The following is a 25,329-nucleotide window of genomic DNA, read 5'->3' as shown; positions in this document are numbered from 1 at the left end:
GGCCCGCCCGCCGGCCGCGATCAGCCCTCCTAGCTCGGTGAAGACACCATCACCGCCCCCGCCACCCGCCCGCCCCCCTGAAAGCTTCAGCCCTTCGCCCGTCCGGCGAGGTGGTCCCGCAGGTCGGCGTGGCGGAACTGGCAGACCGGGCCGACCACGCGGGCAGCCCCACCTGGTGCGCGTCGTCCAGGAACCGCATCAGGTTCTTCAGACACTCCGCACGCGCGGCCAGATGCCTGGATCCCCCTGCACGGCAACGCAAGCCGCAACCTGTCATGAGCGACCGTGGTGACCTCTCGTCACCATGGCTAATGGCACGCTAAGGGCGAGACGATGAGGTGGGTCGCGTCGCTCCGGCCGACTCCTACGACGGGGGGTGTAGTCGCGGGGACATCAGTGAGACGACGCGAAACAGCGGGAGGATTGAAACGCTGTCGTCATGCATATGAGGTTTCTCATTGCTGATCGTGGCCGCCGCCGTAGTCTCCCTGCCAGGGACAACGCATGCGCAGGCGTCGGGTGATCCCCTAAAGGCCACCGTGCATACCACCGAGGGCATCCTGGAGGGTGTCGTCACCTCAGACGTCCGGTCTTTCTCCGGCATCCCCTACGCCGCGCCGCCGACCGGCGCGCGGCGCTGGCAACCCCCGGGCCGCGCTCCGGTGTGGACGGGAGTGCGCGACGCCACCGAACCCGGCAACCCCTGTCCCCAGCTCGACGGCAGCACCCCCGGCTTGCCACCCAAGGTGGTCGGTAACGAGAACTGCCTCTTCCTCAACGTCACCACGCCCGCTGCGCGCTTCTCCGGGCCGCTTCCCGTCATGGTCTGGATCCACGGCGGAGGGTTCGTGCAGGGCGTGGCCAGCGACTACGACCCGACTGACCACGCGGGGGAAGGTCATCACGGTGGCCCTCAACTACCGGCTGGGAGCTCTGGGCTACCTGGCCCATCCCGACCTGCGTGACCCGTACGCGGGCAACTACGCGCTTGCGGACCAGCAGGCCGCGCTGCGCTGGGTGAAGAACAACATCGCGGCCTTCGGTGGTGACCCGCCAACGTCACGATCTTCGGCGAGTCGGCCGGCGGCTTCAGCGTGTGCGCCCATCTCGTGGCGCCGGGCTCACGAGGGCTGTTCCAGAAGGCGATCGCGCAGAGCGGTCCCTGCGGCAACGATTTCGTCACCCTCAAGGAGGCCCGTGCACGGGCCACGAAGATCGCCTCCGACCTCGGGTGTACGACGCAGGTGCCGACCTGCCTGCGGGTAAAGCTTGTGGCGGATCTGCTCCCCATCGGCTCTGACCGGGTTTTCACCGCGACCGCCCGCATCGGCGACATGCCCTGGATCTTCACCGCGGGCACGCCCGCGCTTCCGCTGCAGCCGCTAGACGCGCTGCGCCGCGTGCACACCGCGCGGGTGCCGCTGATCCAGGGCGGCACCCATGATGAAATGCGTTTCTTCGTCGCCGTGCAGTTCGACGCACAGGGTCTGCCCGTAACGGCGCAGCAATACCTGCAGATCCTCGTCGACCTCATGGGCGACGACGCCGGAGCCGTGCTCGATCGCTATCCGCTCGGCCGCTTCGCCACGCCCAGCCTCGCGCTGGCCACCGTCCTGAGCGACTGGGGCCGTAAGCTCGGCGCCTGCTCCCAGCTTCCGGCCGCCGAGGCGGCGGCCCGCCATATGCCGGTATACGAATTCGAGTTCGCGGAAGACTCCGGACAGCAGATCGTCGGCCTCCCGCTCGGCGCCGCGCACGGCACCGACGTGCCCTTCCTCCTGGACGGCGCAGGCGCGCCGCCCACCACCCCTGCGAAGCAGGAGCTGTCACGCGGCATGATCGCCTACTGGACGCGCTTCGCCGCGACCGGCAATCCCAACGGTCCCGGGCTGCCGCGTTGGCCGGCCTATCGCTCCGGTGGTGGCGCCACGCTGTCGCTCGCTTCCGGGCCGGACGGCATTCGGCCGGTGGACCTCGCCACCGAGCATGACTGTGGTGGGTGCTCCTCAAGTTCCTGCTCACCGCTGGCGGTACCCTCCTGGCCCTGTTCGTCCTTGTGCCCACCCTCGAAGACGCTGCCGCCACGGCGCTCGCCGGTCGAGCTCTCGCTGACCCGTTCGCGCTGGTCAAGGATTCCGGAGGTGCGTGCGGCGTGCTGATCGTGACCGTCGTGCTCAGCTCCTTCAAGCCGTTCGGCCGACTGCCCTGGATGCTCGTCCGGAAGGCAGGACACCTGACGTAAGCGACACGATCTTGCGGCTTGATGCCTTCTGCTGGACGAGGCGGAGCAGGGGGACATGGTCCTCGGTGACGGCGCACCGACCGACCACATGACACCCGTCCCGGCCCTCGGCGGGCGTCGGCTTCGTGCCAATGGAAACCTCACCCGGTCCGGTGCAGATCCGCGCGGCCCACGTCTGCGACGACATTCGAGTCATGGCCGCCGCGTCACAGGTCAGGGCGATGCCTGGTGACGGCAGTGGGTAAGACGAAATGACGCCAGAAAAGATCAAGGCGAAGCGTTGGGTTATGGGCGGAGTCGGCTGGTCTGGAGGTCGTAGCAGACGAGGCCATGTTCGTGTGGATGCTGAGCGGCGAGTGCCGATGCCTCGTCCGCTGGTCATCACCGTCGCCTGTCAGCAGCCCCACCACGTCGACCCACGCCACGACATCCTGATCGCCTTGACCATCGGCGAACTACGCAGGCTCGCGGCCGGCATCGCCCCGGTCACGCCCGCGGCGGCCACCGCCATCCGCTGGTCACTGTGGCGACGACACCACCAAGCCACCGCCAGACGCAGCCACTACAAACGCCGCGACGCCACCACCAGCACATAGATCACGAGTGCCGCTGCCGTACCAACCGGCGAAAGGCAATAGTTTTGCGCCACGCACCCGGACCAGCTAAGTGGAGCCCCGTCGAGGCCCGAGTGGTACGGGCACGGTTCTGATACGACCGCCGCAGCAGGTTCGACTCCTGCCGACGGGACCATGCCCCTGTAGCTCAATGGATGAACACCCGGCTACGAACCGGGCGGCATGCAGGTTCGACTCCTGTCAGGGGTACGCAGTCGGGTCGTGGCGCAGCCGAGTCAACACGCTTCGTCGGGACCGAACCAGGGTTATCCCTCTGTCAACGACGCCTTACGGCTCGCACAATGATTGCGACGACGATTGCGCCGTCCACGTGCCGGGGACAAATCGGAGGCGTTTCATGGCCGCCAGTGATGACCACCACGCCGCGCTCGATCAACGGACGGGGCCCTTCGACACACTGACCGCGGCGCTCGGGGGCCTGTTCGTCGGGCACTGTCTGGGCTCCGTGGCCAGGTTCAGCGTCGCCGACGCGCTCGACGACACGCCGCGGACGGCCCAGGAGCTGGCCGAAGTCACCGGGGCGAATCCCGAGGCCCTCGGTCGTGTGCTTCGCCTCCTCGCTGCCCATGGCGTCTTCGCGGCCGGCGACGACGGCTTCACCCACACCGGCGCGTCGCGAATGCTCCGTTCCGACCATCCCCAGTCTTGGCGTGACTTCGTGGCAACATTCGGAACCGAACGTACTGCAAAGCACCTGGGTTACTTCGACTACTCACTCCAGACTGGACTCCCGGCCACGAACAAGCTGAATCCGGACGGGTTCTTCGCCATCCTTCAGAGTGATCCCGAGGCGGGCCGGGTCTTCGACGCCGCGATGGTCTCAAAGGCGCGTATCCAGGTCGCGAGTGTCCTGGCCGCCTACGACTTCTCGGACTGCGGAACGATCGCCGACATCGGCGGCGGCCAAGGACACCTACTGCGGGCGGTGGTGGACGCGGCCGAGCGAACCACGGGGATCCTTTTCGACCTGCCCCCGGTGATCGAGCGTGCCGCGGAGATCGCCTCCGATCGGCTCACGCTGCAAGCCGGCGACTTCTTCAAGGACCCGCTGCCGGTGTGCGACACCTACATGCTCATGGACGTGATCCACGACTGGGACGTCGAGCGGGCCACGGCGATCCTGGCCGCCGTACGGAAGGCCGCTCCGCCGCATGCGCGGCTGTTGTTGGTGGAGGGCGTCATCCCCGACGACCCTGGGCCCGACTGGGTCAAAGCCATGGACATCATGATGCTCATCCACACCGGGGGCAGGCAACGCACCCGCAGCGAACACGAGTCGCTGTTGCAGACCTGCGGTTTCCGGCTCGAGCGGGTCGTTGCGACGACATCGGATGTGTCGATCCTCGAGGCGGTGTGTGCCTGACCGGGCACTGAGTTCGGGTCCGCGTCGAGCGGGATCCTGGCCGATCCCTCGGGAGGGTCGAAAACAGCCAGATCGGGGTGTTCCTCGGCTACGCCTGCGCGGCGGGTCGGGCGCTGCTGGATGTCCGGCTCTACCTGCCGCGGTCCTGGGTCGCCGACCGGGCCGGTGTGCGGCCGCCGGTATCCCCGCCGATATCGAGTTCGCGACCAAGCCGCAACTGGCGTTGCAGATGATCGCCGCGGCGCTGCGTGCGGGTATCACCACCACCACCACCACCACCACCGCTCCGACCCGGCCACCAGCACATAGATCACAAGCGCCGCTGCCGTAGTATGTGCGACCAACTTCGGCCTGCAGCTTCGTGCGGCCGACCGCTGAGCGGCACGCCACCGGGCAGATCACCATGCGAGGTCAGTTGCGGTGATGCTTTCCGCGCGGCGCCTGCTGAGTGCATCCGGCACCATCGGTGATGGTTACGGACCCGGCGTGATGGCGATTTGTCTGTAACCCGTTGCGACCTGCCTTCTGCTCAACGGCCGCAGTGATTCGGCCATTCGGGAGCCGGCTCAGGTCAGGGAGCGGCCGACCGGAACTAGAGCGGGAAAGTCAGCGTGGCGGGCGTCCCGGGGAGAGTCCGGTCGCGTGCCGCCCGGTGGGCTATTCCTCCACCTTGCGTTGCTTCTCGACTTCGTCGTACATGTCCGCGCACTGCTTTGTGCTCATGTCACCGGGCGCGCACAGGCGGACGTCCAAGGCGAAGTCGACGGTGCGTTGCCGGCCCGCCGAGGTGTAGGTGAGGCGGATGCCTTCGGCGTGTGCGGAGGCGTCGCCGCTTTTCCCGTACTGGAGGCCGAGTTCCGTGAGCGGGCCGTCCTGCTCGCAGGCGGTGGTCACGTCGGGGTTGCGGGCGGGAAAACCGATCGCTGTCAAGGACTCTTCCGCGTTGCCGACCATGTCGGGGCCCTGGGGGCGGGACGAGAACGTCTGCAGCACGATGCCACCGCGCGGCCGTAACAAGTCGATTCTCTCGATGGTCACCGTGCCCGGCCGGTCCAGGCACATGATCCACCCACCCAGCGAGTAGGGCCGTCCAGCCACGATGTCAGGCAGCACCACCCCGATCCTGGCCGTCTCCCCCGTCTCCGGATCCTCGCCGACGAGGAGCCGGGGGCCCTCACCCGCGCAACCGGCCAGTGTGACCGCGACCACGACGGTCAGCAGGATCACGCGAGTGAGGGCGTACACGGGGACTCCTCAGTACTTGTGGGCTTCGGCGATACGTGAGTTGGGATTGCCCCAGCCCTCTCGGCTGTTGCCGCACAACAAGGTCTTCTTGGTGACGGTCCAGCTGATGGACGAGGAAGTGGCCCTGTGAGTCGGCCTTGGCCACGCCGATCGTGTGCATCGGCACTTCGGCCCCCTCGGCCAGACCGCCGAGGACATCATCCTTGGGCCAGGCCATCGGGACCACGTCGGCGCCGGGCATCACCTGGCCGTCGACAGTGGCCACACCGGTGACGGCGCTCTCGGGAATGGTGCCGTCGGGTCTGGTGGGAGGGGTGTAGTCCGATCAGCTTGGGCCCTTTGGCCGGATCGCCGTTCTCCGAGGACCGGTACATGCGCCAGTTGGTGACGTCACTCTCATTGGCCGCACGAAGCTGCAGGCCGAAGTTGGTCGCACCGCCGGCCCAGTCCTGAACGATGTCCTCGATCGAGTAGAACATCTCGGCCTCGGCACACGACGGGTCTCCGGCGCCGCGTGCCAGGGTGACGGCGTTCGTGCCGGTGGTGGCCGGCTGAGCGCTGAGCTGAAGCATCGACGGGCTCCAGGCGCTGGTGACCCGGCGGACCTGGATGCCCGAGGCGACCGTCACGCCGCAGCCGTCCGCACGGACGTTATCGAGGATCGCGGCCACGGACGGACCGAGAGACGTATCCTGCGTGCGGCTCCGCCGATGGGATCGACTTCCCGGCGCTGTCCAGGTGCTGCGCATCATTCGCTATCGCGAGGTCTGGACGGTTCGCATGCGCATTCGGGCGTAACCTGATGATCGAATTGCCGACCCCTCGGAAGACCGAAGCCACATGACCAGGTCGATTAGGTACATCCTCGCTGCCTTCTCAGCTTTGTTGACCCTGATAATCACCGGAGCATCTACACCCCTCAGCCACGAATGGGACCGCGTATATGCCGACTACACGGTCACAGAAATGGAGTCGACCGCCCCCTGAGGAACCGGGGTCTGCCAGTGATAAGACCGTACAGTCTCGCCATCGGCGGAGACGATAGGACGGTGCGGATCTGGAATGCAGCGCTCACCGGCGTCCAGCAGTCACAACCGGAAATCAGGCAAACGCGTAGGGTAATGGCGATGGTGCTGGTACCGGGTCAGGACGGCTGCCCCGCGCTCGGCACCAGCGGCGGCGATGGGACGGTCTGAATCTGCGATAGGTAACAATTCAGCCGGGTGACGATCAACTGCGACATCGCGGGGGCGATCGCCGGGGCGGCGCTGGCCAACGCGATGTTCGACCTGCCGCTGGCGTCTTGATCGGCTCACGACCGCTTCGCCTCCTATCTGTAGCCCGCCCAGACCCACATCGCCTTGATCGTCTTCTACGGTCTACTGCCATCCACGGGACGCTGTTAGGGCCTGTATCGAAAGCGCCGGTCACAGCCACCCGTGGCTCTGAGGCAGGGGTAAACCGCTACCTCAACGGTGGATGTGGTGAGTACGGTGTGGCTGTGGCCGGTGATCGCGTGCAGCGGCGGCTCACGGAGACAGACGCGCGGACGCGAAGGAGCGAATGGTGCGAGGCGCTGTACTGCGAGGGGTGATTCTGGACTGTGCCGACCCGCAGACGCTGGCGGACTTCTACGGTGCACTGACCGGGATGCGCGAACTCTTCAGTACGGACGAGTTCGTCGCTCTGACGGACGACTCCGGCTGTGATCTGGGATTCCAGAGGGTTGACGGATACCGGGCTCCGCAGTGGCCGGGTCAGGACGTGCCACAACAGTTTCACCTGGATTTCCGCGTTGACGACCTCGATGCGATGGAAGAGCTGGCCCTGGAACTCGGCGCGGCCAAACCGGACCATCAGCCCGGCGACGGACGCTGGCGGGTACTCCTGGATCCGGCCGGCCACCCCTTCTGCCTGACGTCTTCCTGACATCACCGGCGTTGACAGGTATCCCCGTCAGACGCCGTAGCGCTCAGGCTTGGGCGAGCGCCTCACTGTCGGCCGCCTCGGCTTGTCCGGCCTCGGGCCACTCTGCCCGGGTGCGCGCGTGGATCACGGGAGCGCGGGGCGCTCTGCGGGTGCGACGACCGTCCACGAGATCACCTGTCCGATGGGGAGGGGCGGAGCCAGCGTAGACAGTCCGCAGTCGCGTCGTCCGAATGGATCACCGTGGCTGGAGACCCCACGACAGCGACGCCACCCGCCGCGTCCACTACCGCAACCTGACCTCCTAAGAGGTCCTAACGCAGCGCCGTTCATAGTGGCTGTGTCGGCGCTGCGACAGCGTTCCGCAGGACGGGCACGGTGCCTCACTCGTCGCGGTGCTGGCACTGATCCGCACCGAGGCCCCGGAGCGGAACACCCGGTGGATGCGCATGCGGGCGAGGTGAGGAAAGAAGACGGCCACAAGTTCCTTGATCGACACACCCGCGATGGTCGCGACTGCCGAGCCGACTACTGGTGAGAACGCCCGAACCGTGACCTATCCGATCGATCCGACCGCGGAATGTGTGCCAGAGCCAACATTCGCGCGCCGTCGACACGCTTCGTATTCTGCGGGCGGGATGTCGCTGCAGGCGGTGTGCAGTCGGCGGTGGTTGTACCAGTCGAGGTACTCCAGCGTGGCCAACTCGACATCGTGTTCGGCATGATACCGGGCACGACGTTCAGTGAGCACTGCCACAGCCCGGTACGCGACCGGGCCGAACATGATCCGACGGCCGACTGTTCCGCATCTCTAAAGGAAAGCCGTTCTCCTCCTCGGCGTACTCGGGCGTCTGGCAGCAGGCACGGCGATTGGCGCTCACCGCTGAACAGGTGGCGTCGCCCTTGGCGGCTCGACCGTACGATCTGCGTCATGCCGCGCGGTGTCGTTGTGGCTCAACGCCGGTGTTCCGGCTACCGAGGTGGCCAAGCGTGCCGGCCACAGTGTTGACGTCCTGCTGCGGGTCTACGCCAAGTGCATAGAGGGTCAGCAGGCTCGCGCGAACAACAAGATCTCGGAAGCGCACAACGGCTGATCCACATCGCTACTCCACGGACCCCGGGTCATCCCGGGGTCTTTTGCATTGCAGGGACTGAGCTGGGAAAACGAGCAAAGATCCATCCCGCGTATATCCCGCGACGGCTGACATACGGCTGCACACGGCGGCCTACGACTGCGCAGGATCGCGAAGGGGCCGGGGAGAAAGCCCAGCTAGGGGCCTGTTTTGGCTGGTTGGGTGGTGCCCCCGGCAGGATTCGAACCTGCGGCACCCGCTTTAGGAGAGCGTAGTCTGGAACGCAAAGGCACGTGGATTGACCTGCTGAAGTACGGCGGTGGCCTTGTAGGCAGTGCTTGATCATCCCGCGTATGTCCCAGGCTTTCAAGTCATGCACGCGGTGTTGGTGTTCTGATGTAGAGAGGCATGACGACCGAGGTCGAATGCCCTGCCGTACTCCTTGAGGGGCCACGGTGATGCCGGACAGCCGCCTTATGGGTGTAGCTTATGTGACTGCTTGGGATGAAAAGGACTCATTGGGCACTTCGGGGGGTGGCCGGTAGCCGAGCGACGAGTGCAGGCGTCGCCGGTTGTAGAACCCTTCGATGTAGCGGATGACCTGCCGTTTCGCTGTGGCTCAGGTGGTGAAGACGAAGCGGCGGAGCCATTCGTTCTTGATGGCGGCGAAGAGCGACTCGGCCATTGCGTTGTCGTAGCAGATTCCGGTGCGGCCGACCGAGCGGCGGATGTGCAGGCCGATCAGGAAGCGGCCGAATCATCTGAGGTGTTGCGACGACCAGTTAAATCCGCCGCCGCTTTTTCAAGAACGCCAGCTTCTCGCGCAGCTCGGCGTTCTCCCGCTCCAACTCCCGGATCCGGGCTCGCTTCGGTCCGGAGACCGGCTGCTCGGCTTGGCCGTGCACGATCCGATGCCGATTCACCCAGCTGCCTAGGGCTGGCGTTGATCCCGAACTCCCGGGCCGCCGCGACCGTGTGATCGCCCTCCAGCACCATGCGGACGGCTTCTTCCTTGAACTCGGCTGAGAACTGCCTGCGACGCCTTGTCACGTACTTACCTCTTCCGGACTTCTGTCACCTTATGTAGTCGACTGTCCGAAATCTGCTAGGCACCTAACCTGAAAGGTGAAGTTGTTCTGGCTGTGTTGCTGTGTGGGCGTTCGTTTCTTCTAAAGTCATTGTGAGTGTGTGGCCGCTGATACATAGGGGGACGGCATGGCGCGTCTGGTGGGTGTGCACGGAGTCGGCAAGCAGTTGCTCGGTGAGGAGATGCTGCTGAGAGATTGGTGCCCAGCGCTTCTCGACGGGCTGCGGCGGGTCGGCGGCCCTGCCCTGAGGCTTGAGGACGTGATGATGGGTTTTTACGGGGATCTGTTTCGTCCAACAGGTTCAACGCTGACCGTTGGCGACCCGCTGTATACGGCCGTCGATGTGGAGGAAGGCTTTGAACAAGACATGCTGCTGGCCTGGTGGGAAGCTGCTGCGGCGATAGATGAGCATGTGGTGCCTCCGCAAGGGGACACGCTGGCGCGGACGCCGCGCTCGGTGCAGGCCGCGCTGAGGGCATTGAGTCGGTCGCGATTCTTCTCTGGGGTCGCGTTGCGGGCGTTGGTGTTCGATCTCAAGCAGACCCGCCGGTACCTGCACGAGCCAGCACTGCGACAGGCAGCGCAGGAACGGGTGGCAGCGCTGATAGGTGATGACACCCAGGTGGTAGTAGCGCATTCGTTGGGATCGGTGGTGGCCTATGAGACTTTGTGTGCGCTAGGTACGCATAAAGTGCAGGCGCTCGTGACGTTGGGGTCTCCGCTGGGAATCCGTATGGTTTTTGATCGGTTGCAGCCGACACCGGATCCGCTAGGCGCGTGGCCGGGCGGAGACGACCTGACGTGGACGAACCTGGCCGACCATGGTGATGTGGTCGCCTTGGTGAAGGATCTGCGTGCCTGTTTCGGCAAGCGAGTACACGGGATGGTCGTGCACAATGGCAGCCATGCCCATGACGCCACGGCCTACCTGACCGATGCTGCCACTGGCCGCGCGATCGCCGAAGGCCTAAATGGCCGCTGAGTTATCTGGTGGGGCCGGTCCTCGCCGGTATCTGATCGCCACCGCCGTCGCCCGCTACCCAAAGGCGTCGGCGGATCTGGGGTGGGACCGTCCTGATCTAGTCGCGGCCCGTGACCGCGTTGTGGATCTGTTCACCAAGCGACTGGGGTACCAGCACCTTACCAATGTGGGCTTGGACCCCACCAAGGATCAGCTCACCCAGCAACTGCGGGCTGTATGCAGATCGGCCGACCGTCGTCCGGACGATCTGCTCGCCGTGTACATCGCCGGGCACGGAGAGATCCTTGAGGATGGCGAGCATGTGCTGCTCACCTCTGATACCGACCCGGACGACATCGATGATGCGCTGCCGACGGTGATCCTGGCTCACAAGATGCTGCGCGGTACGAGGATACGGCGGCTGTTGCTGCTGCTGGACACCTGCTACTCCGGTCGGGGTGGTAACGAGATCGCCGCCTCAGCGCTAGCCCAGTTGAATCAGCAGTGGGGAGGGGAGCCCTGGCCAGGGTTCGTGGTGATCTCCTCCGCCCAACCCCATGAGCAGGCTCAGACTGGCGCCTTCCCACATCTGCTGGAGCAGGCGATATCCAGCCTCGTGACCGCTGGTCACGGGCCTCATGCGCTGCCTTTGGACAGCCTGGTGCACCAGATGAATAGCCACCCTGACCGGCCCGGTCACCAGCGGATTGGTCTAGCTCAGATCGGGCTGATGGGTCAGGTTCCCCCGTTTCTTCCTAACCCTCGCCACGACGGACGGCTGACTGAGGTCGATCTCGCTGTGCAGCAGGCTGTGCTCTGGAAAGAGCAGGCCGATCGCCGAGAAGTCGAGTTCCGTACCCGGCTGCTGGTACGAGCTATGGCAAGCGGTGACCCCGACCGCCTGGAGTGGTGGTTTTCCGGCCGTCGTCAGGCACTGGCTGACATCACTGCCTGGTTGCGGAATACTTCGATACCGGTGCTGGCAGTTACCGCTGGCCCTGGCTCAGGCAAAACCGCCGTGCTCGGGTTAATTGCCACGCTGACCCAACCCGAACGCCGCCGCACCGTCCCGATTCGCAGCATCGGTTTGGACCCGACACTCCTGCCATCTGTAGGAGAAGTTGATGTGGCTATATACGCACAGAATCTGACCAATGAGCAGGTTCTGCAGGCCATCTGCGCTGCCGGCCGTATCCATGCCGACACTGTCGGAGAACTTCTTGCCGCTCTCGCTACTCGTGTACAACAGCAAGGGGGACCAGTGACCGTCCTGGTTGATGCGGTAGATGAGGCCGCCACCCCCGACAGTCTCTGTGCCCGTATCTTGCGTCCGTTGATTGAGCATGCAAGCGGCCGGCTCCGGCTTCTGCTGGGCACCCGTCCACACCTGCTGGACGCGCTGGGTATGCGCCGGAGTGACCAGATCGACTTGGATGCTGACCGTTATGCTGACCCTGAAGCGCTACGGGCCTATACCATTCGCAACCTGATCGATGCCGATCCTAACTCTCCTTATCAAACCTGCTCTCGCCAGCTTCTAGTTGAGATCGCCGAACAGGTTGCTGCAGCCGCTGACCAGTCCTTTTTAGTCGCTCGGATCACTGCTAGTACTCTGGCCGCCACCTCGCGGTTGCCCAATCCTGGCGACTCGGCCTGGCGAGCTGGCCTGCCCCGACAGGCTGGCGAGGCCATGCAAGCCGACCTTAGGCTGCGCCTGGGGCACGATGCGATACGTGCGGCCGACCTATTGCGCCCGCTAGCTTTTGCTGAAGGCCAGGGATTGCCGTGGGAAGATGTGTGGGCACCACTAGCTGGAGCTTTGTCTGGGCAAAACTACACGGACGAGGATCTGTTGTGGCTCCGCCGCACCGCAGGTGCCTATGTCGTGGAGGCCATCGAAGCTGACCGCTCGGCTTACCGCCTCTATCACCAAGCTCTTGTCGACCACCTGCGCCAGCAGACTCCCCCGGCCGAGGCCCACGCAGCCTTTGTCCGCACCTTGCTTCACCGCATTCCTTATGCCCTAGACGGCAGTCGCGATTGGAGTCGTGCCCACCCATATACACGGCATTACTTGGCTGCCCACGCCGCGCACAGTGGGCTACTCGGTGATCTTATTGGCGACCTCGAATACCTCGTCCATGCCGACCCAGATGCGCTCGTGGCTCGTCTGGGAACGGTAGAATCCGATGCAGAATTGCCAGTTGCGATCTACAGAACATCTATCGGCATTCATCGCCACGGCGACACGGATATGCGTCGTCAGACTCTTGCCCTAGATGCTGCTCGCTACAACGCCACATCTATTCTGGCCGCGCTTAACAGTAAAGCCGTTAAGCATGCCTGGAAGCCTTTACATGCTACAGGCGGCCGACTATCTCCAGCCATACTAAATACGTTGGATTGTCACGACGCCGTGAATGCGGTGGCGTGCACCGTCCTGGACGGCCGAGCTGTCGCTGTCACTGGCTCTGATGATGCCACGGTGCGGGTGTGGGATCTGGCTACGGGACGTCCTGTCGGGGAACCTCTTTCTGGTCACATCAGGGCTGTGAATGCGGTGGCGTGCACCGTTCTGGACGGCCGAGCTGTCGCTGTCACTGGCTCTGATGATGCCACGGTGCGGGTGTGGGATCTGGCTACGGGACGTCCTGTCGGGGAACCTCTTTCTGGTCACATCAGGGCTGTGAATGCGGTGGCGTGCACCGTCCTGGACGGCCGACCTGTCACCATTACCGGTTCTGGTTCGTGGTTTGAAGACAACACGGTGCGGATCTGGGACTTGACTACCGGACGCCCCGTTGGTCAGGCCCTTCTAGGCCACAACGCGACCGTGAATACGGTGGCGTACGCCACGTTGGACGGCCGGCCTATCGTCATCAGCGGCTCGGATGATGCCACGGTCCGAATCTGGAGGTTGGCCACCGGACGTCCCGTTGGCCGACCTATAGTCGGCCACATCGGTGACGTTCAGGCGGTAGCCTGCACAACACTCCACGGCGGACCTGTGGCCGTCACCGGCTCCTCTTCATTTGAAGACGACGGCAACACGCTGCGAATGTGGGATCTGACTACTGGGCGTCCCGTCGGTCGACCCTTCATGGGGGACGTTGGTGCTGTCCACGCGGTGGCTTGCACGGTGCTCAATGGCCGCCCTGTCGTGGTCGCTGGGTGTAGTTCATTTGAACTCGATGACGACGTGGTTCGGGTGTGGGATCTGGCCACGGGGCTTCCCATCGGGCAACCTCTTACCGGCCACAACGGTCTCATAAATGCGGTGGCGTGCATCATGCTGAATGGTCGACCTGTCGCTGTCACCGGCTCCGGTGATGCCACGGTGCGGGTCTGGGATCTAACTACCGGGCGTCTCGTCGGGCAACCCCTCATCGGCCACACCAGCACCGTGTATGCGGTGGCGTGCACCGTCTTAGACGGCCGACCTGTCGCTATCACCGGCTCCGGTTTGCCGGGCTCCGAGGAAGACGACGACACGGTGCGAGTCTGGGATCTGACTACCGGGCGTCTCGTCGGGCAACCCCTCATCGGCCACACCAGCACCGTGTATGCGGTGGCGTGCACCGTCTTGGACGGCCGGTCCGTCGCTGTCAGCGGCTCTGAGGATGCCACCACTCGGGTCTGGGACTTGGCCACCGGACGTCTCGTCGGCCAACTTCCGACTGGCCATACCGGCGCGGTCCATACGGTGGCATGCGCCATATTGGACGGCTTTCCTGTCGTTGTCACCGGCTCCGCGGATTCCACGGTCCGAATCACGGAATTAGTGCACCTGCGTTGTAGGGGAGTTATATACCTCCCAGCCGAGGCTTATGCTGTGGCAGTTACGGAGTCAGGACTAGTTGTCTCTTCTTTCGGGCGGGACCTTGCAACCTTTGGTCAGAACCTTTGATGCACCTAGCCCGGCCCGGCAAACAAGCGCAACTATAACCAACGGCATAAAATTATGGAGAGCGCGATGCGGCGAGAGTCGCACGCACGCCGGGTGCGGAGGGTGGACTGGAGAAACGGATCAGCCGCGAGGCTGACACCGCGCTTCGGCCCGACCCTCATAGTACGCGGGATAAACACACACTGGAGGAAAGCGGGCATGGATTAACCTTCTCTCGTCGGCTGCACAGCGGCAACGTCAGGTGTGGCTCGCATAGTTCGCTTGATCATCCCGCACATGTTCCGTGCAGGTGGAGGCGGCCACTACGTCATCCGGCGGCGGGCGTATCCGTACCGCAGGGCTACTAGGGCGTGTATCGGAAGTGCTGGGATCATTTAGGCCATGACAGCTGATTGGAATGGCATGGAGGTCGTCTTCCAGCGTGTCGGGGTCGACCGTATGGACGAGGTGCTGACCGTGCTCGATGAGGCGGCGGGATGGCTAAACGCACGTGGAATCGGCCAGTGGCCTGTGCGTTTTGAGACCGCATGGGTTGAGGAGGCCCTCTCTCGGGGCGAGACGTGGCTGGTGGCTACCGGGGACAAGGTGGCGGGGACAGTCACCATGGACTGGTCGGATCCGCTGTGGGCGGATGCCGACGGCGCGGCGGGATACGTGCACCGCATGGCCGTGCGTCGATGGGCGGCGGGGCTCGGGGCCTGCATTCTCAACTGGGCAGCCAATGCCGCACGGCAGCAGGGCGCCAACTCTCTGCGGCTGGACTGCGTGAAGTCCAATGATCGGCTGCGTGCCTACTACGAGGCCCACGGCTTCGCGCACCGCGGAGACGTGCCGGTGGGGGGTGCTCCTGGTCAGCGGCTGGAGGATGGTCCGGTCACCTGGGTAAGCCGCTATGAGTTTGCCCTGCCGCGGCGCGAGTCATAGCCACTCGTTGATGGCCGCGACAAGGACGGTGGCCTCGTACCGGACGGCGAGTTTCTCATAGCGGGTGGCTACCGCCCGGTGCCTCTTGAGGCGGTTGATCCCGCACTCCACCGCGTGGCGCTCGCGGTAGTCGACCTGGTCGAACTTCGGCGGCCGACCGCCGCGTGAGCCGCGCTTCTTGCGGTTGCGGACCTGGTCGGCCTTGTCTGGGATGGTGCTGCGGATCCCGCGCCGGCGTAGGTAGGCGCGGTTGTCGCGGGAGGCATACGCTTTGTCGGCGCGGACGCGGTCCGGCCGGGTGCGGGGCCTGCCCGGCCCAAGGCGGGGCACACGGATCTTCTTCAGGACGGGCTCGAACTGCGGGGAGTCCCCGCGCTGTCCGGCTGTGATCACGATCGACATCGGTTTCTGGCCCTGCTCGACGGCCAGGTGCAGCTTGGTGGTCAGGCCGCCGCGAGAGCGCCCGAGGCCATGGTCGTCCGGTTCGGTGGTGAGGCCGCCGGGCGGCTCTTTCTGCAGGTCCCCCTTTCCGCGCCCCGGCGGCGTGCTGGTGGGCCCGGCATACCGTGGAGTCGACGTTGATCTCCCAGGTGATCAGGTTCTTGGCGTCCGCCTGGGCCTGCAGGTCGGTAAAGATCCGGTGCCAGGTGCCGTCTCGTTGCCAGCGCCTGAACAAGTCGTACACCCGGCTCCAGGGCCCGTACCGCTCCGGGACGTCTCGCCACGGCGTCCCGGTGCGGGTCCGCCAGCGTATGCCGTCGATCAGCTGCCGCTTCGTCCACCTCGGGGGGCATCCCGGCCTGTTGCCTATGGGCAGCAGCGGCTCCAGGCGGGCCCACTGTGCATCCGTCAGATCTCCACGCGCCACGAGTCAAGATCGTCTCACGTCAAAGATCCACTTTCGATGCACGCCCTAGTCGCCGATCTTCCAGGACGGCCGGCGGACGAGGACATGCGCGACGTGCTGCGGACTCACCTGCTTCTGCCTGAGAACAGGCGCAGTGAACTGCCCGCGCGCCTCCTCTCGGTGCTCGCCTGGCTGGAAAAGGCGTCGCTGCCTCTGGTCGACCTACAGGAACCCCGGGTGGCGCGGGCCGCGCTGGACGCGATCATGGTGACCTTCGATGGCAATGAGGCCGCGGCCAACACGGTGCGTCGCAAGCGGGAGGTCCTGCATTCCTTGCTCGAACTCGCCGTGGAACAGAAGGAACTGCTCGCCAACCCGCTGCACGCGATCAAGTGGACTCCACCCAAGACCGCTGGCGCCGTCGACCCCCGTACCGTCGTCAATCCCGAACAGGCCCGTGCGCTGCTGGCGGCAGTCCCTGGTATCGGCCGGACCCGGGGCGGACGGCTGCACGGCATGTTCGCCTGCATGTACTACGCGGCCCTACGTCCGGAGGAAGCCTCGGGCCTGCGCCGCCAGAACTGCGACCTTCCCGAACAGGGTTGGGGCCTCCTGACGGTCGAAAAGGCCCGGCCACAGGCCAACAAGAGGTGGACCAACTCGGGGGAGACCCACGACTCCCGGGGCCTCAAGCACCGAGCCAAGGATGAAACCCGCCTGGTTCCCGTCCCTCCCGTCCTGGTCACGATTCTGCGGGAGCACATTGATCGCTACGGCGTCGCTCCCGACGGTCGTCTGTTCCGCACCGCCAAGGGGCGCCCGTTCTCCTCATCGGCGTACTCGGGCGTCTGGCAGCAGGCACGCCGGGTGGCCTTCACGGCGGAGCAGGCGGCCTCACCGCTGGCGGCTCGGCCGTACGACCTGCGGCATGCCGCTGTGTCGCTGTGGCTGAACGCCGGAGTACCGGCTACCGAGGTGGCTGAGCGGGCCGGCCACAGCGTGGACGTGCTGCTGCGGGTTTACGCCAAGTGCATCGAAGGGCAGCAGGCGCGGGCCAACGGCAAGATCTCTGAGGCGCTCGACGAATGATCCACAACTTCGCGCACCACGGCCCCGGGGCATCCCGGGGCCTTTCGTCTTCCCAGGGTGACCTGCGGAAACGCTGTCGGGACTGGTTCGTGCATGGTTAGCGATCATTGATCTATGGCTGCTTGGGATCAATCAGTAGCGATCAAGGCATGCCCTGGCGGGGGACGTAATGATCAGTCAGGTGAGTGCCCCCGACAGGATTCGAACCTGCGGCACCGCTTTATGAACGTGGGTGAAGCTGCCTGCTCGTATGAGGTGAGCTGCTGAAACGCTCTTAACAGTCTGTGGTGCTCGCATGATCGTCCCGTGCATGTCCCGTACTCGCGGAGACGGCCACCATGTCGTGGGGTGGTCAGGGCGCGCCCGGCCCCAGTGGATCGCACTGACGCTGTCCCGCACCCGGAAGCACGCGGCCTCATGCGTAGTCCCAGCAGCGGGTGTAGAGGCGCGGAATTCGAAACAACGACGTGGTTTCGGCGCCGCGCTGCTCGACGACGCGTTCCAGAAAGCCGAGGCGCTCCAAGAGGCGGACCTGGTCGCCGGTCTTGCCCTCGGCCGCATCGAACAGGTGTCCAACGTTTTCCAGGGTGAAGCTGGTCAGTTTGCCGGCTCTGCAGTTCAGCACAAATGTCGGCGCAACTTTGAAGTCGTTCACCACCTCAGAGAAGCTCAGCTCGGACACCTTTGTCATGGCCCGCTGCATGGCGTCGGCAGCAAAGAGTGGGACAGCGGTGACAGGGGCGTCGGAACGAACCGAGTGCTCCTGGGTCAAGTGCAGCAGCAGCACCGCCAAGCGTGGGGAGATGTCGCCGTTGCCGTTACGCAGTGAGTCGGTTAGCCACCGGTCGACGGCCTGGCCCTCGATCTGGGCTGGAAACAGCACCTCCAACGCCCCTCGTACCTCAGCGTCCTCGTCAGCGACATGCATGTGGGCCGCGAGAAACGCGAACGGCTGGTTGGCGAACGCCCTCCGGATCAGCATCCGCAGCCAGTCCTCCTCGGACCACTCCAGGGTCAGGGATCGGGAGACCAGCTTGTTCTTCTCCTGGATGTCGTACAGCTCGAACAGGTCCGTGCGCAGGAACAAGACCAGGTCGATGCCGTCCATCTGGGACACCCTGGCTTCGGCCTGCAGTAGCGCTTGCACCACAGCTTCCTGCCGTGGGCGGTCGTACTTGAAGGTCTCGTCGATACGGTCGAGCAGCACCATGACGCGCCGGTTCGCGTTCTTCAGCAGTTGATCTGTCTGATGCAGCATCTCTTCGATGTCGAGGATGGATCCGCCGGGCCGGGTGCCGGCGGGAAGTTCCGCCTCGAGGCTAACCGGTCCCACACCGAGTTTCAGAGTCGTTCCGCCCAGCAGGCGGCCAGCCGCACGCATAGCCCGCCGGGTGCGGCTGGGGGGCTTCGTAGGCAGGCCGAGCGCTACCCGCAGGTCGGTAGCGTTGCGGCGCTGTGCCTTGGGCGCATTGTCAGAAACGGCCGCGGCCACGACGCCGGAGATGATCACTAGCCAGGCTGCGCGTAGTGCATCTGCGTCTAGCCAAGCGTCCTTAGCGACGATACGGTGCAGCAGGTCGCCGGTGTTAGCGACCGCGAGGGTCTCGACGGCCTGGTCCTCGACAAGTTTGCGGAAGATGGCGCTTTTGCCTGACCCGCGGTCGCCGATGATGATCGATTTCTGCTGTTGCAGGATCCGGTCCGCGCTGTGCCGCTCGACGAAACTCGCGTCGAGCAGGTCGTCCCGCTCGGCTTCCTCTGCGCCGAACCTGAGCTCGGCAAGCTGGAAGGGGCGATCGAAGATCCGCGTGACCACGAACTCCTGGATGGAGGTGTGAATGAACGCGACCGTCCCTGCCTGGTGGTCGACGGTGAGCAGGCCTAGTACCGGCATGTAATTGAGCACGTCGCGGACGTGACGCTCCGGAATATGCAGTTTCCCGGCCAATGCCGACATCCGGTCCCGGCCACCGGCGAGCGCCACTTCCACCAGAATGCGATCGAGCATGGCCGGGTTCTGGGAACTGCCGACGGCGTTGCCGATCAGCAGTCCGATTAGGCCCTGCAGGCCGTTCGCTGACACCGCACTGGCTGCCGCGGGGAGTTGTGCAACGCGTGCCGCCAGCCTGAGTACCAGCGGATTGCCATTCGCCACCGTGATGACAAGACGGGTGGCGTCCAGCGGGAGATCCGGCGCGAGTTCCGCCAGCATGTCGAGCATGTCGGTCTCGGTGAGGGGCCCGAGCTGCAGCACGTCAAACCCCGCGAACCGGCGGACTTCGACACCGGAGACCGGACGCGACGCTACGACGATCCACCAGCCCCGCAGGGCGCGGCTCAGTTCCTCGACGGCGGCGGCCATGCGCTGCGGGTAGGGTGACTCGTCGAGTGCATCGAGGAGGAGCACGGGCGCTTGCAGCCGCTCGGCCGCCAGGTTGAGCATGGCAGCGTTCTGCCCGAACGACGATCGCGCCGATCCGCGAATCATCCTTCCTTCAGCGTCTAGGTCGCCCGCCACGCCGGGCGGGAGTTCGCCCAGGATTCGCGCGCCCAGATCGTCGTCGGATGGGTCGAAGAACAGTTTGACGGCGACAACCGCCCGGCCTTGTCGCTGCAACTCCGCGGCGAGCTGATGGAGCAACACAGTTTTGCCAGCCGCTGGACCGCCGAGCACGAAGACGCCCACCCGGTGCGGGCTGTCAAGGCGACGCAGAAGGTCGGTGAGTTCGCGGCGCGGAAAGTATGCCTCCATGCAGACACACGGTAAGAGGCCTTCTGATGGCTGTCATCCGTGTAAGCCAGCTGAGACTGCAATTCACGGCATGACGCCACCTGACAGGTCATGGTGCTGCCTCAGGACACTTGAGACCTATCAACTATGGAGTGCTGAAGCCACGTCGGCGGCGCCCCGTCCTCTCCGGTCCTTACGTTCCTAGCCAGGCACCTGGGCGAGACGCTCGACGGTGCCGGCGCAACTGTCGCAGACCGGCTCTCTTCATTGGCGTACTCGGGCGTCTGGCAGCAGGCACGCCGGGTAGCCCTCACGGCGAAGCAGGCGGCTTCACCGCTGGCGGCTCGGCCGTACGACCCAGGGCATGCCGCTGTCTCGCTGTGGCTGAATGCTGGAGTCCCGGCTACCGAGGTGGCAGAGCGGGCCGGCCACAGCGTTGACGTGATGCTGCGGGTCTACGCTAAGTGTGTAGAGGGGCAGCAGGCGCGGGCCAACGGCAAGATCTCCGAAGCGCTCGCCGAATGATCCACAACTTTGCGCACCACGGCCCCAGGACATCCCGGGGCCTGTCGCGTTCCCGGGGCGACCTGGGGAAACGTTGGCAGGAGTGGTTCGCATATGGTTCGCGATCAATGACCTACGGCTGCATACGGCGGCCTACGGTTGCACTGGATGAACGAGAGGCGATCAAGGGACGCCCTGGTGGGGGACGTAATGACTGGTCAGGCGAGTGCCCCCGGCAGGATTCGAACCTGCGGCACCCGCTTTAGGAGAGCAGTGTCTCTCACTGCCCTATCTCCCTTTGACCTGCTGGAACGCCCCTGTTGCTGTGGTCCCGGCTCTTGATCATTGCCCGCATATTGGGTGTCTCGCCTATGACTGCTTCGCATGCCCTGGCGGCCGGCCGACGTTGCTGTCACCGTTGCCAGACCGTGCCGTCGTCAACCTCCATCGCCTGCAGGATCTCAATGGCTTCTAGTACGTCCGTGACCACGTGGTCGGCCTGGTGGTCGACACCGGGGCAGCCTCCTTGGTCGATCCAGATCGTTCGAAGGCCCGCGGTGCGTCCGCCGGCGATGTCGGCGGTGAGGTTGTCACCGATCACCCAACCGCCTCCGGCGAGGGTCAAGCCACACCGCTTGGCCGCGATCTCGAACAGAGCTACGTCAGGTTTCCGGGTGCCTTCGACTCCCGACAGCGCGTAGGCATCTACTGCCTCTGCCAATCCCGTCTGCTGGATCTTCCCCAATTGGTTGTCCGCCGTCCCATTGGTCACGATGGCCACCTGCCACCCCGACGCCCGTAGCCGTGCCACGCCGTCCAAGACTTCGGGCCGACAGCGCACGAGGTACGGCATACGCGTCCGGTAGCAGCGCCACAGCTCCTCGACCGGTTCAGGCAGCGTGAAGCGCTCACGGACCTTAGCGAAAAACACCTCACGGTGCGGAACGCCGTCCCGATCGAGAGCGACCAACCAGTCAACCGCTTCGGCTCCTAAGGCATGCTCGTCAGTGAACTCCTCAACCCATACCCCGAATGCCTCGTCAAGGTTCACAAGGGTGTTATCCAGATCGAAGAGGGCGAGTCGTTGCACAAGCTGATCTTACGAGGCTGCGTGTCTGAGACTGCCGATCCCCGATCGGTGTCTCTGCTGTGCCCGCTGCTCTACGGATTGAAAGCGGGGAGCAGATCGTCCGCAACCGTTTTGTCGTACACACGTTCTAATATGGTTCCATGATGGTCGGTGGGCTCAACATGCAAGGGTCGTGGACCGTTCAAGCCCGGATGTTCATCGTCTCCTATGTTCCACTTATCGCCATCTTCGCAGCTCGGAGTGCCCCTGCCTGGTGGTGGACGGCAGCTTTGTCCCTCCTCGCAGCCTTGGGCCTGTGGGATGGTTGGCGGTTGGTTAGAAGTGCTCGCAGAAGATCGAACGCGGTCATGGAGGTGACGTCTGTCGAAGATCAAGGGAGTGCCGTTTCGGGCTATCTCGCGACCTACCTACTTCCGTTCCTTACTGAGCTACCGAACGGCTGGGGGGACGGAATCGCCTACTTCCTGTACTTCGCGACGGCATTCGTGATCTACGCCAAGTCCAACCTCGCCGTCGTAAATCCCACCATCTACCTGCTGGGATGGCGAGTGCACAAGGTGGCATTAAATGGCTGCGAAACCCTTCTCGTATCACGCATACCGGTCAAAATCGGAGAAAAAGTGCAAGTTGCGCGTGCCCTAGGAGTGCACATAGTAGTTGATCATATGGCACCATTGAGAGGGTGATCCCCGATAGTGCAACCCCCTTCAGCAATGTCAGCTTCGACGGAACGCCACACCTCGTCCTGGGCCGGCGCAGCGGAAAGCGAGACATGGAGGCGGTAACCATTGACCTCCACGAGGATGTCCACGAGCCGCTCTGGGAGGTGTGCGTCAATGCCCTGGGGCGCATCACCAACGGACGTGCGCGTCCATACGAGCCCAATGCGCACCTAGAACCTACGGAGGAGTACTTCCTTTTAGACTTCGACGACATCCCCGAACAGCCGGATATTCCTTCACCTTCTCGGAAGGCAAAAGAGGCTGCATCAGAAGATGAGAACCCGGATCGCACAGCAGCGCTACTCCGCTCACTTCGGGATGTCGCCGTACTGGAGAGTTACAACCCACAGCGACTCCCCGAATTCACGCCGGTTCTCTACTACTCAATCTCCTGGCAACAACGCGACGAGTCATGGGCTCACTTTATCCGCAAGGCCAACCCTCGGCAGATGTTCAAGCCGGGGCGCCGTTGGTTTGGGTATGGGGACACACTCAAGCGCATAGCTGATCCCGCGATGATGATCGATGACAGCGTAGACATGGTGCTGACCTCTAAGCATCTCGCAGCCTTCAATGGCAAGCACCTCAAGGATCTGTTCACGGACGTCCATATCGTGATGCAAAATGTCCCGAAGTACGTGAACCGAGTCACAGAAATACTAGATGAGGACAGCATTGGGATAACGCCGCGAGCAAAGGATGCTTTGCTGGCAATGGCTACGAAGCGCTACTCGTTTGCAGTGCGCCTCTACCAACTTCAGGAACGACTACTCGAAATCAAATTGAATCTAGAGAAGCTCAGTACGGTGCTAGATCAACACGCCATCGACATGGACAATGTCATCAACGACGACGGTCAGCTGGATTTCGGCGAGAAGCAAGTGGAAACCTTCCTCGATCTTGTAGATGGCCGATTCTTCAAGGATGACTTTACGGGAGAAGCTCGACGGGCCGATCGGTTCTCCAAGCGTATTTTATCCACTCCGTGAGTCAATGCTCTCGGCATGAGAGAGGTTACTGGCTATATTTTTTATACCCGCCGCTTCAACGTAGGTAGCTTGTCTATGAACTTAGACCCCTCTTTAGGCCCTACGCTGTCATCCCAAACGACTTCTACAAGCCCTGATTCAGCTCCTGTTTTCCAGCCCAGCGGCCACGAGTGCTCTTCGGGAGAAGAAGCAAGAGCCTGGTTGAAGTTTGGGTTGTCGGCGAATTTAGCCTCTTCAAATGTCACCCGATCTGCGAACGTCGCCCCGGCAAAGTTGGCGAGGCCCTCAAAATCCGAGTGTGCGAATGTGACCCCCTCTTTGAAGTTGCAGGCATCGAACATGGCGGCTATTGGTTGACCTGCAAATCGTACTTCATCGAAAAAGGCGTGCGAGTAGAAGCTGGCCCCGATAAAATAGGCCCCTCCCTCAAAGCCTACTTTCGAGAAGTCTGCGCTGCCCGCAAATTCGGATCCATAGAAACCCGCGTGCCCCCGGAAGGTGGCGCCAGCAAAGTTCGCATCTCTAGTGAAGCTGCAATGGTCAAATTCGGCGGCATCGAGGAAAGTGGCGCCGGCAAATGAGGCATCACCAAAGGAGCACTGCTTGAAATCTGCGTTGATGAGGAGTGCGCCCGCCAGATTGATTTCTATGTCTTGCCAAAAATCAACCGGGGGATCCTCATTCTCCCGACCTCGGTGGAGATGCCTTGTAAGTAGAACTTCGGCTGCTAGTCTCACCTGCAGTTCGCGTCGAGTGCCTTCAAGCTGCTCAGGCATTGCATTCTGTTCGGCGTTAACGCCGTCGAAGGGCATTTTCAGATACGCACATATAACGTTGATGATCGTCTGCCTGTGCTCCGGATACCCCTGCCCCAGGCGTTCCAGTGCGTACATCCCTCCCAGGCGCACAGCCGATTTTTCGTGACCTAGCTGCTCGACTGCTTTCGCGTATAGGTCAGTTACGCGGCGTTCAGTAGCGTCGTACTGGTTTACCTGTAGCGTTTCTTGCTGGTGCTGCCGATTTTCCTCGGCTACCTTCTCCAGATGGCCTTGATTTCTCTCGGCTAACCACTGCTTTCTGAAGCCTAGGAGTAAGGCTACAGCTCCACCTGCCCCCGCGCCGACAGTAAGCCCCGCCTTAATAGCCTCAACCCGAAGCGCTGCATCCTTCCCCGCCTCCGCTAGTAGAAGTCGCGATGTTAGCCAGGTTGATAGGCCGATCACCGTCAGGCTAAGTAGAATCCACCAAGGCGATAAGGCTTGGAGATGCTGCTGAGACATCTTTGAGCGTGTGCGTATAAGCAGGAGGATTCCTAAGAGCGCGGGGCAAGCGCCCAGGGCAATCCAGAAGCTTCCTGTCTCAGGGCTCCAAGTCAGGGATGACACCCAAGCCAGGGGCGCAACTATTCTGTCCCAATTACCCCAAGCCGCCAATAGAAGCCCACCTAAAAGGAAGGTCCAACCTACTGCACGCGGTAATGGTCGCAACTTACGTGGACCCTTTGCGATAATTCTCATTGCAGCATGGTAGCGGTTCATGCATCTGCCTGAGTGTTCACCTCTGATCAAGTAGTTGGGGTGGACGGGCCGTAGGAGCGTGGCAAGCGAACCGGTAACGCTCGTAGAAACCCATCGTCATGGGCTTTCCGGCTGTTCGCAGCGTCATGTACGGCTTGAGCTTAGAGACAGGTAGCACGGTGCGGAGCTGGTCGATCAACTGGACTTACACCGCACGGCCGTTCATGCAGGCGATCAAGTCTGTCATTCGAGGGCAAGCGGACCCGGAGCGCAGGGCCGCTAGGCCCGAGCACCGGAAGCCGCGCGGCAGCCGATCACCCCGACCACGTCTGACGAGAACCGAAGTGAGTGATCGTCACGGCGTTAGTGGTGTTACCCTGCCGACCTCTCGGGCGCGCGGGGCGGTGCGTGCCCGGACCGGCCGAAAGCACGCCGCCGCATCGCCACCAAGGCAGCCATAGCGGGTGTCGTCAGTG

15 protein-coding genes, 2 tRNA genes and 3 pseudogenes are annotated in these 25,329 nt (G+C 63.6%); 13 read left to right on the top strand and 7 right to left on the bottom strand.

The window, feature by feature from the left end:
- The first annotated feature begins 467 nt into the window (after window positions 1-467).
- The 6 genes and pseudogenes from ACWEN6_RS20585 to ACWEN6_RS20560 form a co-directional block, all read left to right on the top strand.
- A pseudogene (locus ACWEN6_RS20585) lies at window positions 468-2,159 on the top strand (carboxylesterase/lipase family protein).
- A 445-nt stretch (window positions 2,160-2,604) separates the two neighbouring features.
- Window positions 2,605-2,838: a hypothetical protein gene (locus ACWEN6_RS20580; RefSeq protein ID WP_452571857.1), complete on the top strand. Its 234-nt coding sequence runs from the start codon at window positions 2,605-2,607 to the stop codon at window positions 2,836-2,838.
- A 77-nt stretch (window positions 2,839-2,915) separates the two neighbouring features.
- Window positions 2,916-2,992: transfer RNA gene (locus tag ACWEN6_RS20575), tRNA-Ile, on the top strand.
- 1 nt (window position 2,993) lies between these two features.
- Window positions 2,994-3,066, top strand: a tRNA-Arg gene (locus ACWEN6_RS20570).
- A gap of 148 nt (window positions 3,067-3,214) precedes the next feature.
- Complete coding sequence (locus ACWEN6_RS20565) at window positions 3,215-4,240, top strand: methyltransferase (RefSeq protein ID WP_452571855.1); 1,026 nt, start codon at window positions 3,215-3,217, stop codon at window positions 4,238-4,240.
- A 50-nt stretch (window positions 4,241-4,290) separates the two neighbouring features.
- Window positions 4,291-4,499, top strand: a pseudogene (locus ACWEN6_RS20560) (transposase); the annotation flags it as partial.
- Between the two features lie 398 nt (window positions 4,500-4,897).
- Here ACWEN6_RS20560 and ACWEN6_RS20555 read toward each other — a convergent pair.
- Both ACWEN6_RS20555 and ACWEN6_RS20550 read right to left on the bottom strand, forming a co-directional pair.
- Window positions 4,898-5,485: a hypothetical protein gene (locus tag ACWEN6_RS20555; RefSeq protein ID WP_452571853.1), complete on the bottom strand. Its 588-nt coding sequence runs from the start codon at window positions 5,483-5,485 to the stop codon at window positions 4,898-4,900.
- 197 nt (window positions 5,486-5,682) lie between these two features.
- Window positions 5,683-6,156, bottom strand: a complete 474-nt coding sequence (locus ACWEN6_RS20550) for a DNRLRE domain-containing protein (protein ID WP_452571851.1) — start codon at window positions 6,154-6,156, stop codon at window positions 5,683-5,685.
- 919 nt (window positions 6,157-7,075) lie between these two features.
- Here ACWEN6_RS20550 and ACWEN6_RS20545 point away from each other — a divergent pair.
- A complete protein-coding gene (locus tag ACWEN6_RS20545) occupies window positions 7,076-7,414 on the top strand; it encodes a VOC family protein (RefSeq protein ID WP_452571849.1) in 339 nt (112 codons plus the stop codon).
- A 1,811-nt stretch (window positions 7,415-9,225) separates the two neighbouring features.
- Here ACWEN6_RS20545 and ACWEN6_RS20540 read toward each other — a convergent pair.
- Window positions 9,226-9,534: a transposase gene (locus ACWEN6_RS20540; protein WP_452571847.1), complete on the bottom strand. Its 309-nt coding sequence runs from the start codon at window positions 9,532-9,534 to the stop codon at window positions 9,226-9,228.
- Window positions 9,535-9,699: 165 nt separating this feature from the next.
- Between ACWEN6_RS20540 and ACWEN6_RS20535 the strand changes: the two genes are divergently transcribed.
- The 3 genes from ACWEN6_RS20535 (at window position 9,700) to ACWEN6_RS20525 (ending at window position 15,364) form a co-directional block, all read left to right on the top strand.
- Entirely contained in the window at window positions 9,700-10,554 is an 855-nt protein-coding gene (locus tag ACWEN6_RS20535) for a hypothetical protein (protein WP_452571845.1), read from the top strand.
- Between the two features lie 121 nt (window positions 10,555-10,675).
- Window positions 10,676-14,440, top strand: coding sequence for a caspase family protein (locus ACWEN6_RS20530; protein WP_452571843.1), 3,765 nt, complete (start codon window positions 10,676-10,678; stop codon window positions 14,438-14,440).
- 381 nt (window positions 14,441-14,821) lie between these two features.
- Entirely contained in the window at window positions 14,822-15,364 is a 543-nt protein-coding gene (locus tag ACWEN6_RS20525) for a GNAT family N-acetyltransferase (protein ID WP_452571841.1), read from the top strand.
- Here the strand turns inward: ACWEN6_RS20525 and ACWEN6_RS20520 are convergent.
- A pseudogene (locus tag ACWEN6_RS20520) lies at window positions 15,359-16,232 on the bottom strand (IS5 family transposase). The gene ACWEN6_RS20525 and the pseudogene ACWEN6_RS20520 overlap by 6 nt on opposite strands.
- A gap of 84 nt (window positions 16,233-16,316) precedes the next feature.
- Between ACWEN6_RS20520 and ACWEN6_RS20515 the strand changes: the two are divergent.
- Window positions 16,317-17,300: a tyrosine-type recombinase/integrase gene (locus ACWEN6_RS20515; protein WP_452571839.1), complete on the top strand. Its 984-nt coding sequence runs from the start codon at window positions 16,317-16,319 to the stop codon at window positions 17,298-17,300.
- Between the two features lie 415 nt (window positions 17,301-17,715).
- Here the strand turns inward: ACWEN6_RS20515 and ACWEN6_RS20510 are convergent, their stop codons facing one another.
- Together ACWEN6_RS20510 and ACWEN6_RS20505 are read right to left on the bottom strand one after the other, a co-directional pair.
- On the bottom strand, window positions 17,716-20,052 hold the full coding sequence (locus ACWEN6_RS20510; protein WP_452571837.1) for a P-loop ATPase, Sll1717 family: 2,337 nt from the start codon (window positions 20,050-20,052) through the stop codon (window positions 17,716-17,718).
- An 895-nt stretch (window positions 20,053-20,947) separates the two neighbouring features.
- On the bottom strand, window positions 20,948-21,625 hold the full coding sequence (locus tag ACWEN6_RS20505; RefSeq protein WP_452571835.1) for an HAD family hydrolase: 678 nt from the start codon (window positions 21,623-21,625) through the stop codon (window positions 20,948-20,950).
- Between the two features lie 140 nt (window positions 21,626-21,765).
- On the opposite strand from ACWEN6_RS20505, the gene ACWEN6_RS20500 reads away from it, so the two are divergent.
- Entirely contained in the window at window positions 21,766-22,311 is a 546-nt protein-coding gene (locus ACWEN6_RS20500; protein ID WP_452571833.1) for a hypothetical protein, read from the top strand.
- Entirely contained in the window at window positions 22,308-23,336 is a 1,029-nt protein-coding gene (locus ACWEN6_RS20495; RefSeq protein ID WP_452571831.1) for a hypothetical protein, read from the top strand. The genes ACWEN6_RS20500 and ACWEN6_RS20495 overlap by 4 nt, the downstream gene beginning before the upstream one ends.
- A 41-nt stretch (window positions 23,337-23,377) precedes the next feature.
- On the opposite strand, the gene ACWEN6_RS20490 is transcribed toward ACWEN6_RS20495, so the two are convergent.
- Complete coding sequence (locus ACWEN6_RS20490; RefSeq protein WP_452571829.1) at window positions 23,378-24,559, bottom strand: pentapeptide repeat-containing protein; 1,182 nt, start codon at window positions 24,557-24,559, stop codon at window positions 23,378-23,380.
- Between the last annotated feature and the right edge of the window lie 770 nt (window positions 24,560-25,329).

The organism is Sphaerisporangium sp. NPDC004334, from assembly GCF_053602655.1.
The sequence above is the reverse complement of the archived record's forward strand: the minus strand, read 5'-3'. Positions and strand labels throughout refer to the sequence as shown.